At 58.4% G+C, this 12,064-nt stretch carries 11 protein-coding genes and 1 tRNA gene; 9 read left to right on the top strand and 3 right to left on the bottom strand.

All coding sequences use genetic code 11. The features are described 5' to 3' along the window. Positions 1-29: 29 nt before the first annotated feature. From ABD653_RS07945 to ABD653_RS07930, 4 genes are all read left to right on the top strand, one after another. Entirely contained in the window at positions 30-1,040 is a 1,011-nt protein-coding gene (locus ABD653_RS07945; RefSeq protein WP_160778180.1) for an NAD(P)H-dependent flavin oxidoreductase, read from the top strand. 1 nt (position 1,041) lies between these two features. After that, on the top strand, positions 1,042-1,896 hold the full coding sequence (gene purU, locus ABD653_RS07940; protein ID WP_160778179.1) for a formyltetrahydrofolate deformylase: 855 nt from the start codon (positions 1,042-1,044) through the stop codon (positions 1,894-1,896). A 1-nt stretch (position 1,897) separates the two neighbouring features. Next, positions 1,898-2,689, top strand: a complete 792-nt coding sequence (locus ABD653_RS07935; protein ID WP_344705323.1) for an SDR family NAD(P)-dependent oxidoreductase — start codon at positions 1,898-1,900, stop codon at positions 2,687-2,689. A 75-nt stretch (positions 2,690-2,764) separates the two neighbouring features. Further along, a complete protein-coding gene (locus ABD653_RS07930) occupies positions 2,765-3,634 on the top strand; it encodes a dienelactone hydrolase family protein (RefSeq protein ID WP_325065358.1) in 870 nt (289 codons plus the stop codon). A gap of 155 nt (positions 3,635-3,789) precedes the next feature. Here ABD653_RS07930 and ABD653_RS07925 read toward each other — a convergent pair whose 3' ends face one another. Further along, entirely contained in the window at positions 3,790-5,934 is a 2,145-nt protein-coding gene (locus tag ABD653_RS07925) for a PQQ-dependent dehydrogenase, methanol/ethanol family (protein ID WP_199801074.1), read from the bottom strand. Between the two features lie 287 nt (positions 5,935-6,221). Here ABD653_RS07925 and ABD653_RS07920 point away from each other — a divergent pair, with 287 nt between their 5' ends. The 3 genes from ABD653_RS07920 to ABD653_RS07910 all read left to right on the top strand — a co-directional run bounded on the left by ABD653_RS07920 (position 6,222) and on the right by ABD653_RS07910 (position 8,062). Then, positions 6,222-6,443: a hypothetical protein gene (locus ABD653_RS07920; RefSeq protein ID WP_160778177.1), complete on the top strand. Its 222-nt coding sequence runs from the start codon at positions 6,222-6,224 to the stop codon at positions 6,441-6,443. 149 nt (positions 6,444-6,592) lie between these two features. Beyond that, entirely contained in the window at positions 6,593-7,573 is a 981-nt protein-coding gene (locus ABD653_RS07915) for an SPFH domain-containing protein (protein ID WP_160778176.1), read from the top strand. 9 nt (positions 7,574-7,582) lie between these two features. Further along, a complete protein-coding gene (locus ABD653_RS07910; RefSeq protein ID WP_160778175.1) occupies positions 7,583-8,062 on the top strand; it encodes an NfeD family protein in 480 nt (159 codons plus the stop codon). Here ABD653_RS07910 and ABD653_RS07905 read toward each other — a convergent pair. Continuing rightward, positions 8,059-9,012, bottom strand: coding sequence for a complex I NDUFA9 subunit family protein (locus tag ABD653_RS07905; RefSeq protein WP_160778174.1), 954 nt, complete (start codon positions 9,010-9,012; stop codon positions 8,059-8,061). The genes ABD653_RS07910 and ABD653_RS07905 overlap by 4 nt on opposite strands. 3 nt (positions 9,013-9,015) lie before the next feature. After that, on the bottom strand, positions 9,016-10,326 hold the full coding sequence (locus ABD653_RS07900) for an ArnT family glycosyltransferase (protein WP_160778173.1): 1,311 nt from the start codon (positions 10,324-10,326) through the stop codon (positions 9,016-9,018). 133 nt (positions 10,327-10,459) lie between these two features. On the opposite strand from ABD653_RS07900, the gene ABD653_RS07895 reads away from it, so the two are divergent. Continuing rightward, positions 10,460-10,546: transfer RNA gene (locus tag ABD653_RS07895), tRNA-Leu, on the top strand. Positions 10,547-10,779: 233 nt separating this feature from the next. After that, complete coding sequence (locus tag ABD653_RS07890) at positions 10,780-12,063, top strand: tyrosine-type recombinase/integrase (protein WP_160780295.1); 1,284 nt, start codon at positions 10,780-10,782, stop codon at positions 12,061-12,063. Position 12,064: the final 1 nt, after the last annotated feature.

Genomic DNA, 12,064 nt, shown 5'->3' with positions numbered 1-12,064 from the left:
CGCCCGCATTCGCGCCGTAATCGCCCGACATGACCGATTTTCCAAAATCCGCTGCCCTGATGCAGCGCGGAACCAATTTTCTTGGTTGTAAGCACGCCATCCTGTGCGGTGCGATGAGCTGGGTGTCCGAACGCAATCTGGTGTCTGCCATTTCCAATGCCGGCGGCTTCGGTGTGATTGCCTGCGGGGCCATGACGCCTGACTTGCTCGATACCGAAATTGCCGAGACCAAAGCCCGCACAGACAAGCCTTTCGGCGTCAATCTTATCACCATGCATCCGCAGCTATTTGACCTGATTGCCGTCTGCAAAAGGCATGGCGTGACCCATGTTGTCTTGGCTGGTGGTATCCCGCCTAAGGGAAGTGTTGAGGCGATAAAGGATTTTGGAGCCAAGGTCATCGTGTTCGCTCCGACTCTTGCGCTGGCCAAGAAGCTGCTTCGGTCCGGTGGCGATGCGCTGGTAATCGAAGGAATGGAAGCAGGCGGCCATATCGGCCCCGTTTCCACCAGCGTCCTTGCCCAGGAATTCTTGCCCGAACTGAGCGAAGACCATCTTGTCTTCGTGGCTGGCGGCATCGGGCGTGGCGAGGCGATTGCGGGTTATCTGGAAATGGGCGCGGTAGGTGTTCAGTTGGGTACGCGGTTTGCTTGCGCGAGCGAAAGCATCGCCCATCCGAATTTCAAGAAGGCCTTTTTCCGCGCCAAGGCACGTGACGCAGAGGCCAGCGTGCAGGTCGACCCCCGGCTTCCGGTGATTCCGGTCCGGGCCCTTAAAAACAAGGGTACCGAGGAGTTCACAGCCAAGCAGATCGAAGTGGCTGGCAATCTTGACCGGGAAGAGGTTGATATGGGTGAGGCCCAGCTCCAGATCGAGCACTATTGGGCTGGCGCATTGCGGCGCGCTGTTATTGATGGTGATGTGGAGAATGGCAGCTTGATGGCCGGGCAGTCGGTCGGGATGGTCAAGCAGGAAGAGCCCGTTGCCGATATCATCCAGCAATTGATGCGCGAAAGCGAAGAGGCCCTGGCGCGCCGCTGACATGACCGAGCCTTTGATCCTGACCCTTTCCTGCGCGGACCGGCCGGGCATCACAGCCAATGTCACGGGCTTTCTGTTCGAACATGGCTGCAATATTCTCGAAGCACAGCAGTTCAATGATCGCGAAAGTGATCGGTTTTTCATGCGGATCGAATTTGACCCGCAGAGTTCTCGGCGGGAAGACCTGCGGGCTGATCTTGCCGCTTATGCTGCGCGTATGGAAATGGAATGGAACCTGGTGCGCCGCGATCGTCCGCGCCGTGTGCTGTTCATGGTAAGCAAGTTCGATCACTGCCTCGCCAGCTTGCTCTACCGCTGGCGTATCGGTGAGCTGCCGCTTGAACCTGTCGCCATCGTCTCGAACCACCCGCGCGAAGCGATCAGCCACACCCATATCGGTGGTGTGCCGTTCCATCATTTGCCGGTAACCAAGGACACCAAAAGCAACCAAGAAGAGCAAGTGCGCGCCATTGCCCGGGACACCGGCGCGGAGCTGGTTGTACTCGCGCGTTACATGCAGATCCTGTCGGACCAGCAAGCCGGACATTTTGCCGGCAAGTGCATCAATATCCACCACAGCTTCCTGCCTGGCTTCAAGGGTGCCAAGCCCTACCACCAAGCCCATGCGCGCGGCGTAAAGATGATTGGTGCGACCGCCCACTATGTGACAACCGATCTCGATGAAGGGCCGATCATCCATCAGGATGTCGAGGCGATCAGCCATGCCGACAACCCCGATGATCTGGTCCGGAAAGGCCGCGATATCGAAAGTCGCGTCCTGGCAGAGGCGGTGCGGCTCCATCTGGAAGAACGCGTCTTGATGAATGGCCAGCGCACAGTTGTTTTCAAAGGATGAGATGATGAGCGAATTCGATCTTCCCAACGCATCAACCGATTTGTCTGGAAAGGTTGCCCTCGTGACGGGTGCTTCGTCCGGCTTTGGTGAGCGTTTCGCCCGGGTTCTGGCTTCGCAGGGCGCCGCAGTCGCTTTGTGCGCGCGGCGGGTGGACCGGCTGGAATCGCTCTCCAAGGAGATCAACGATGCTGGCGGGCGTGCGATTGCCGTCGCGATGGACGCGACAGATGCCGCCGCTCTGGTTGCGGCGGTGGATGCAGCGGAACAAGCTTTCGGGCTGGTCGATATCCTCGTCAACAATGCTGGAATCCCCGATGCACAGCGCGCCCACAAGATGGAGCTTGACCTGGTCGATCGCGTGTTGGGCGTAAACCTGCGGGCGCCGTGGCTCTTGTCTACCGAGGTGGCGCGGCGACTGATCGCTGCGAAGAAACCGGGCACTATCGTGAACATCAGCTCCACCGCGCATTATCGCTATGATGGCGGAGGCGCGGCGCTCTATGCCGTCACGAAGACAGGGCTTGCCCGCATGACCGAAGCGCTGGCCGTTGAATGGGCTTATGCCAACATCAATGTAAACGCGATCTGTCCGGGAATGTTCGTGACCGAAATGACCGATGGCATGTTTGCCCGGATCGGCGACCAAAGTGAGAATGTGGTGCGCCAACGCATTCCGGTACCGCCCCAATTGGATAGTACACTGCTTTATTTGGTCAGCCCGGCCAGTGAATGCGTGACCGGCGCGGTCATCAAGGTGGATGATGGCCAGAGCGCGCGGATGCAGCTGCGCTAGCTTTCGGCCCCAAATCGGACATCTTTTCGATTGGTTGAACCGTGCTAGGATACGCCATCCAGCAGGAGATGCCCGATGTGCGAAGAGAGTGATTTCCCCGAAGGTGCGGGCAACACTGGCAATTGGCGATGGACAAGGCGCGAGTTCGGCGCGGCTGGTGGAGCAGTTGCTCTGGCGGCCTGCTCTTCCGGTGTTGCCGGCGAGGATGAGGGTTTGCTCTCGGCTGGCATAGCGGAAGACAGCGTAACAATTGAGACGCCTGACGGGCTGCTCGATGCGTTCTTTGTCCACCCTGCTACGGGTTCCAGCCCGGCGGTGATTTTCTGGCCAGACATTGCTTCGATCCGGGATTCAAAGCGGATGATGGCACGCAGGCTGGCAGGCGAAGGCTATGCGGTGCTGGTGGTCAATCCCTACTATCGCGACGTTGCCGGCGAGCAGTTCGAAAGTTCGGTCGCATTCCGTGCCGAGGGCGGGTTTCAAACAGTTGAACCGTGGCGCGACAAGCTAAGCAGTGATGCCATCATGCGCGATGCGGATGCCATTGTCAGTTGGCTCGATGAACAGGATGCTGTCGACACCGTGCGCGGCATCGGGACGCAGGGGTACTGCATGGGCGGGCCGTTTGCTGTCTACAGCGCGCATGCGCGGCCCGACCGGATCAGGGCTGCGGCGAGCTTTCATGGTGGCGGGCTGGTGCGAGAGGACCCGCACAGCCCCCATCGCCTGATCGCCGATACGCCCGAGACTTCTTACATCTTCGCGATCGCGAAGAACGATCATGCCCGAACCCCCGATGACAAGGACAAATTGGCTGCTGCTGTTGATGAATACAAACGGGATGCGCAGATCGAGGTCTATGCAGGCGACCACGGTTGGACCGTGCCCGAGACAATCCTGCATACCTCGAGGCTGAGGCAGAGCGGGCCTGGGGCCAGTTGCTAGCTCTCTACGGCTCAAGTTTGTAGTGCGAAGCTGTGCCCCACGCGGCCTTGCCGCGGCGCGGCCACAGCCGGAGGCTCTGTGACAGTGCAGAAGGCGATTGATGCGGGGCCGCACTGCCGAACTCATTTCGTGCAGCCCAGCGAATTGTACACCCTCTAGCGCGTAGCAACTCTGCCGCTTGGTTCGATCGCCTTGTCTTCGTTGGCCCGCTTGATGATGTATTCGCGGATCGCGTCGATCTCTTCCTTCGAAAGGGACCCGGCAAAACTTGCCATGCCGTTATCCTTCAGGATGCCATCATGGACCACGGCAGTAAAGGCACTGGCATTGGCAATGGTTGCCGAACGGCGAAGATCGGGCAGCACCGTCGAGCCGACAGCCGCAGGCGCATGGCAGACCGCACAATAGCGGGCATATTTCTGCTTACCCAGCGCAATGACTTCTGCACTGGCGCGACTTGGTGGAGGATCCAGTGGAAGGCGGGCCAGTTCCGGCTGTTCGGGCAGTTCGGCCGTGCCGCCGATCTTGAAGACCAGCAAGCGGCTGATATTCTGGACCGGCTTCGCATCATTGACCAGTTCGCCATCGGCTGTGATCGCATATGCGCCGCCCCAACCAGCCAACACCGCAACATATTGCTCACCATTCACGGTGTAAGTGATAGGCGGTGCCACGATGCCGGTCTGGGCTCCGAAGCTCCATAATTTCTCACCCGACGATGCGTCGAAAGCGTTGAACTCGCTGGACGAGTTGCCCTGGAACACTAGCCCGCCACCAGTGGCCAGAAGGCCGCCATTCCATGGCCCAGGATACTCAACTTCCCAACGGGCTTCCTGCTTGACCGGATCCCACGCCATCAGCTTGCCGCGGACGGTGCCATAGACCTCGCGCCTGATTCCCAGATCGGGCGGCAAGTCACCTGCCCCGAGATCGAAACCGACATTGAACCCGCGTGCCGTGTCAGGCTTCCAATCTGCCTCTGGGGCGTAGATTGTGGCTGCCTCGAATGCAGGGATATAGACCAGCCCCTCGTCGGGGTGGAATGCCATCGGGTGCCAATTGTGGCCACCCAGCGGGCCTGGCATCACCAGAGCAGGCTCGCCGGTTTTGTCGACACGTGCAGCTGCGTTGAAAATCGGACGTCCGTCTTCATCGATGCCCTCCGCCCAATTCTGCGGAATATAGTCTTCGGCAGAGATGAACTCGCCCGTCGCACGGTCGATGACGTAGAAGAATCCGTTTTTGGGCGCTTGCATCAAGACCTGACGTTCTTCGCCGTCGATGGTGATATCGGCCAGGATGATGTGCTGTGTGGCGGTATAATCCCACGTTTCGCCGGGCGTGGTCTGATAGTGCCAGACATATTCACCGGTGTCGGGACGAACAGCGACGATACTCGACAAATAGAGATTGTCGCCTTCTCCGGTGCCATCTTCACCGGGGCTCCGGTAGGCGCGATTCCAAGGGCTTCCGTTGCCGACCCCGAAATAGAGCAGGTCAAGCTCCGGATCGTAGGCCATTGAATCCCAGACAGTGCCACCACCGCCAAGTTTCCAATACTCCCCGCTCCAGGTCTCTGCTGCCGCTTTCAGATATTCGGCATCGTTTTCATCCGGCTTGCCGGGCACTGTGTAGAACCGCCACAGCTCATCGCCGTCATTCGCGTCATAGGCGGCGATATAGCCGCGTACGCCAAACTCTGCGCCACCATTGCCGATCAGAACTTTGCCATCGATGATACGGGGAGCACCAGTGACGGTGTAAGACGCGTCTTGGTCAACAGTGACTTTTTCCCATACGACCTTGCCGGTGTCGCGTTCCAGTTTCACCAACCGTCCGTCCAGCGTGCCGAGGAACAGGTGATCGCCCCAAGCGGCCAAGCCGCGATTGACGACATCGCAGCAAGCCTTGACTGCTGTCTCGCCCGGCACTTCAGGGTCGTAATCCCACAAGGGCTCGCCCGTCGCAGCGTCAAACGCTTTGACCTTGCTCCACGCAGTGGTGAGGAACAGCTTGCCGTCCATCACCAGCGGCGTGGCTTCCTGCCCTCGCGCTGTGTCCATGTCCGAATACCAGGCCAGGCCCAGCTCGCCGACGGTTCCCTGGTTTACCTGCGATAGGGGGGAAAAGCGCTGTTCGGAATATGTCCGGCCATGGGTGATCCAGTTACCGCTGTCTTCGCCGGCATTCAGCAACCTAACCGAGTCGATCCCGGCCTCGCTCATTTCTGCCTCGCCACATGCTGCCAGCGTAAGCGCCGCCGTGGCCGCAATGGCCATCCCCCAAATTCGCATCCCCATGTCCTCTCACTGTGATACCGGCCCTTCTTGTGCGTGGCCGGTCCATCCTGCGTGGCACACTGTGCCGCGCGAATCATTGTCTGTCTATCGTCGATGATAGGCGGGTCCGCCAGGCACAAGGTTCGGCAGTCGCATCGAAAAGGTTGGAACCTTCATTATTGCTGGCCGTTGCAATAATAGAACGCTCCTATGCGTTTCTGAAATTCGTTCGCACCTCGGCTGTTGCAATGCAAAATCGAGAGTGCATATTCCCCATTGCAAACAAAAGACCTCTCAGGAGCATAATAATGCGTATTGCAAAGATTTCCGCGGCTGCAGCTGCACTGACTTTGGCGGTTGCGCCGATCGCGGTCCAGGCGGATGCCTCGCGCGTCGCTGCACCGGTAGACAGCGAAAGCGAGATTGGCGGCCTCAACAATGGCAGCCAGTTTGCGATTATCGCGTTGGTTGCTGGTGTCATCGCCGGTGCAATCATTCTGACTGACAGCGACGATCCGGCTAGCGCCTGATTGATGCCACATAATTCATCGAAGAAGGCCGCCCTCGGGCGGCCTTTTTTGTGTCTGCGGTTTGCAGTCAAACCACTTGCGTGGGTTGCACTTGGTATTGAAGGCGGGTCGGGCTAGTCTGTAGCCAGTCCAATCGGAGGAACTGAAAAATGGAATTCGTGCTCGTTGCGCTGCTCATATTGCTGGTGGCATTCCTGCTCATGGGCGTGCGCGTAGTGAAGCAAGGCTTCGTCTATACGATTGAGCGCCTGGGCAAATTCACCATTTCTGCCGAGCCGGGCCTGCACATCATCATTCCTTTTGTTGATCGGGTGGGGCGCAAGATCAATATGATGGAGCAAGTTCTCGATATTCCCGGACAAGAAATCATCACCAAGGATAACGCCATGGTCGGCGTGGACGCCGTAGTGTTCTTCCAGGTGCTTGATGCTGGCAAGGCCGCTTACGAAGTGTCCAATCTCTACAACGCGATCATGGCGCTTACGACCACCAACCTGCGGACGGTCATGGGCTCGATGGATCTTGATGAAACCCTGTCGAAACGAGACGAGATCAATGCTCGCCTACTGAGTGTGGTTGACCATGCAACCTCGCCATGGGGCGTCAAGATTACCCGGGTCGAGATCAAGGATATTCGTCCGCCGATGGACATTTCCGAGGCGATGGCGCGCCAGATGAAAGCCGAGCGTCTCAAGCGTGCCGAAATCCTCGAGGCTGAGGGTGACCGGGCTTCGAACATTCTCCGCGCAGAGGGCGACAAGCAAAGCGCGATCCTGAAGGCAGAAGGCAAGCGTGAAGCGGCATTTCGCGATGCCGAGGCGCGTGAGCGCGAGGCTGAGGCCGAAGCCAAAGCTACCCAGATGGTGTCCGATGCCATTGCAGGATCGGGCAGCCAGGCGATCAATTACTTCGTTGCCCAGGAATACACCAAGGCGTTCGGCAAGTTTGCCGACAGCCCCAATGCGAAAACCATTTTGTTCCCGATGGAGGCGACCCAGCTGATCGGCTCCCTCGGAGGAATCGGCGAATTGGTCAAAGATGCAATTGGCGGAGAAACCGTAAACACCGGCACCCCGATCCCAAAGACGCGAGCGCGCACCAGCGTTTCGCGTTCGGGCGACAAGGGTTAGAGGCGGGGCATGCTCGACGGCATCGAACCGCACTGGATCTGGGTCATTATCGGGCTGGTTCTGGCCGCTCTCGAGATCGTTGTTCCCGGCGTCTATCTGATTTGGCTCGCCGTCGCTGCGCTGTTAACCGGCGTGCTGACCTTTGTGCTCGACCCCGGTTTGCCGCTGCAGATCGTCAACTTCGTATTCATTTCGCTGATTGCCGCGTTCAGTGCGAAGCGGATCCTGCGGGATCGCCCGATCCTCAGCTCCGATCCACTGATGAACAAACGGGGCGGACGCCTGGTGGGGGAATCCGCTGTTGTGGTGCAACCATTCGAAGGCGGCACGGGCCGGGTCCATCTAGGCGATACCGACTGGCTCGCTAAGGGCGTCGACATGGCTATCGGTGAACGTGTCCGCGTCACTGGCAGCGAGGGCGCGATCCTGCTGGTGGAACCTGCCAATCTGATCGAAGAACAGGGCCGGGAAGATGTGTCTTCGGACTAGTTGCCGGTGGTGGCAGAAGTGGTCGTGAAACGACCTTGCTTGCGATATTGAACCATCATCTTGTCCAGAAACAGGCTCAAAGGCTTCGGCTCGATACCCAATTGTTTGAATCCGGGATGGTCTCCTGAAACAATATTGCCTTGTTTCAGCATGGTCCACTGGTCGCGGCTCATTGGGGTCAATGGCAAGGTCGCGAATGTCGCACTGGCGAAATCGGGGACTTCGATGAAGCTGCGCTGTCGGCGTTGTGCGTCGGCGATGCGCTGATTGATTTCCAACATGGTCAGGACTTCCGGCCCGCCCAGCTCAAAGGTCTTGCCGCCGTGCTTGGCCGGATCGGCCAGGCTTGCAACGACCGCAGCAGCGACATCATCGACATGGACCAGTTGAAGCTGCGCTTTCGGGCCGAAGACCGGAAGGACTGGGAGCATTTGGATTAGCCCGGCAAACATGTTCAGGAAGTTGTCGTCCTGCCCGAAAACGATCGATGGCCGCAGGATCGTCGCCTTGGGGAACGCGTCCAGAACTAACTGCTCGCCAATGCCCTTGCCCCGCGAATAATCCGTTTGTCCCTCAGGGTCGGCCCCGATTGCGGTAACCTGCACCAGAGCTTGCACCCCGTTTTCCTTGGCAAGCTGGGCGATCGTACCGGCCGATTTTCCCATCAGGGCGATCTGGTCACCCTCGAATGATCCGACCAGATTGATCACCGCATCGGCGCCATGCAGGCAAGCCGCTACGCTGCGTTCATTGGTAATGTCGCACCGGGCAAACTGCAGCTGCCCCAGATTGGCGAGTGGCTTGAGCGTGAAGGCCTTTTCCGGGTTTCGGCTGGCAATGCGCAATCGTGCCCCGCGTTCCAGCAATGCCTGGGCAACGTGAGTGCCCAGAAATCCGCTGCCACCGAACACGGTTACAAGCTTGTCTGCGAGAGGATTGCTGCGAGCCATGACCTAGTTGTTATCCTGCAAATGGGGAATCAAATTGCGCCTGATGATCCTTTGCACAGGGTGCGGCATGCGGGCAAGAACTCGCCTCGCCCGCTCCGATGAAAGTGCATGTGAAATCGCGTAAGCGCCGAATATGATGAAGGTGTAATCGAGATAAGATTTGTGACTTGTCTGGCTCCAGATCAGCGCTGTCACTGCCGCAAAGCTGCCGATCAGAGCCCAGAACAAAACCCCACGTCGCCAATCGCGCCGTGCTAGCCACAACCCAGCCAAGCCAAGCAGGAAGACAGGCGTCCAGGAGACCACATAGATCGCGTTGAAGAGGCGCGGCTCACGGGGGACCTTCTGCGGCCCGAAAGCGGCCCACAATTTGGCTCCGGCATAGGACACTGTGCGGCCCGGATCCTGGGTGACAGCTGCCCAAGCCCGGTCTTCAAACCATTGTCCGAGTTCGGCCGACGACATGACTTTGATCGCCTCGCCGTGCACCCGGAGAGTGTCTTGGAAAACAACCCTGCGCGAGGCATCGATGCTGCCGATCGGATAGTGGGAGAAGGTCAGTTCATGGTTGCCGGCATAGATTGCCGTTGCGGCTTCGGTTCCTAGGGAAGGCTTGCCTGCAACATCCTGAGAATAGACGAGCCAGGGAAGCAAAGTCAGCCCAAGTGACGCTGTAACAATCGCCGAGGATCGTAGCCTCCGGCCAAGTGGATGCGAACCGCTTGCCGCCGGAATGATTGCCCACGCGATGGCGAAGAGAGCGAACGGCAGCAGTGTCGCGCGAGTCAGAATGGCCAATCCCAGTGCAATACCTACCGCAATCGCCGTGACAATGCCCTGACGCTGATGAAGCTCCACTAAAAGCCAGACCGAAAGCATAGTCAGGGCTGCGAACAGCCCAGATTCCTGCAGGGCGGTATCGTGTGCAGCCGCATAGGGCCAAAGCAAGGCCATCGATGCCGCCAAAACGCCGCACTGCGGCGAGAACAGTCTCCTGCCGATCACGCCGGTCAAGACCACCGACCCGGCTGAGACAAGGGATTGTGCCAAAGCGATGGTCCAGAAATTGCCCTGTGTTCCGCCGGTCGCTGCAAGAAATAGCGGATAGAGCGGAACCCGGAACGCGGTCGGGATGCTCCCGTCGAGCGTATAGCCAGAGCCTGCGGCCAAATGCTTAGCAAGGGTCAGAAACAGCGTGTATCCACTGGCTTCAAACTCCGCGCTGCCGCGCGCTGCCCGCAAAGCAAAGCGGATCGCAAATGCGAGAACACCGATACCGGCCAGCGTGATCGCAAAGCTGCTTCGGCCTCGCATTATTGGTCACTCCGGATTGGGTCAGACGTCCAATTGCCCTGCACCTGCAATGGCGCATTGACAAGCTGTGGTACGAGCCGTATCCGCCCGCTCCTACTCGCGATCCGCACATAAAGTTGCGGATCGCTGGTGTGCCCAGATGGCGGAATTGGTAGACGCGCTAGCTTCAGGTGCTAGTATTCGCAAGGATGTGGAGGTTCGAGTCCTCTTCTGGGCACCAAAACAACGTTCCAAAATATCCAACGATATCTCGACAAAACGGCAGAATTCTGCCACTTTCGAGGTGTTGTTAGTCCCGGAATGTCCAGCAAGATTTCATAACAGCCAAGCCGGTTTTGGGGGCATGTTGGGGGCAAGTGAGCCTTTCAGGAATCACCTGCGAAACAGTATCTGCCCCCAAAACCGGCTTGGCTGTAATTCGAAAATCTCGGCTGGGTCCGAACAGGGAGTTGGATCAAGGCCTTCACTGATCTCGCGTTGCGCGCACTCAAGCCCAAAAAGAAGCCGTACAAGAAGGCCGATGAGCGCGGGCTCTATATCGAAGTCATGCCAAACGGCTCCAAGCTGTGGCGGGTAAAGTACCGATTGCATGGCGTCGAGAAGCGGCAGTCCATGGGGCGGTATCCTGATGTCTCATTGGCGGAGGCACGGAAACGGCGTGACGAGGTCAAAGCACTCGTAAGCGCTGGCAAGGACCCGGCCATCGAACGCCGCCAGGCGAAACTGGTCGCAGCGCTTGCCGCTGAAACGACCTTTATCTCGGTTGCGCGCGAGTTCATCGAGAACAAGATGGTCGGCGAAGGGCGCGCTCAGTCCACGGTCGAAAAGAACCTGTGGTATCTCGATCAGCTGAAGCCACTTCAGCCTCTGCCTGTCGGTCAGATTCGGCCAGCTGATGTACTCGCTGCACTCAAACCTATTCAGGCACACGGGAAGCATGAGACTGCGCGACGTTGCCGAGCTTTCGCGAGCCGCGTCTTTCGGTACGCGGTCGCTACTCTTCGATGTGAAAACGACCCAGCAGCAGTCTTGCGAGGAGCCTTGCGCAATCCAAAGCCAAAGCACCATGCGGCACTTGAGAAGCCGGAGCAGGTGGCTGATCTGTTGCGCGGGATCGATGAGTATGAAGGTCACCTTATTACCCGCATAGCTATGCAGATTTTGCCACATGTGATGGCGCGGCCGGGAGAGTTGCGCTTGGCGAGATGGGATGAGTTCAACTTCGAGAAGGCCGAATGGTGTATCCCTGCCGAGCGCATGAAAATGCGTAAGCCTCATAAGGTACCGCTATCCCGTCAGGTCATAGCCTATCTTGAGGAGCTCGCTCCGTTGACCAAGACCGGGCCGGCGGGATTTGTCTTTCCAGCTTTTCACACGACGAGAAAGCCGATGAGTGAGAACACCATCAATCAGGCTCTACGTCGGATGGGCTACTCCAAAGATGAAATGACCGCGCACGGCTGGCGGTCAACCGCATCATCGCTGATCAATGAATCCGGCAAGTGGAACCCAGATGCGATTGAACGCTCACTGGCCCATACGGATCGCAATGCAGTGCGCCATGTCTACAATCGCTCGAGCTTCTGGCACGAACGTGTCGAGATGCATCAATGGTGGAGCGATTATCTGGACCAGCTTCGCAGTGGCGGTGAAGTGGTTCCATATGGATCGTTGACAGATGCAGAGCCCGGAAAGGTGGTCAGCCTAGCCAGCCGGAGGCAGCGATATAAAGGCTAGA

Source organism: Parerythrobacter jejuensis, assembly GCF_039536765.1.
Taxonomy (GTDB): domain Bacteria; phylum Pseudomonadota; class Alphaproteobacteria; order Sphingomonadales; family Sphingomonadaceae; genus Parerythrobacter; species Parerythrobacter jejuensis.
This window is presented reverse-complemented; position numbering and strand designations above follow the sequence as displayed.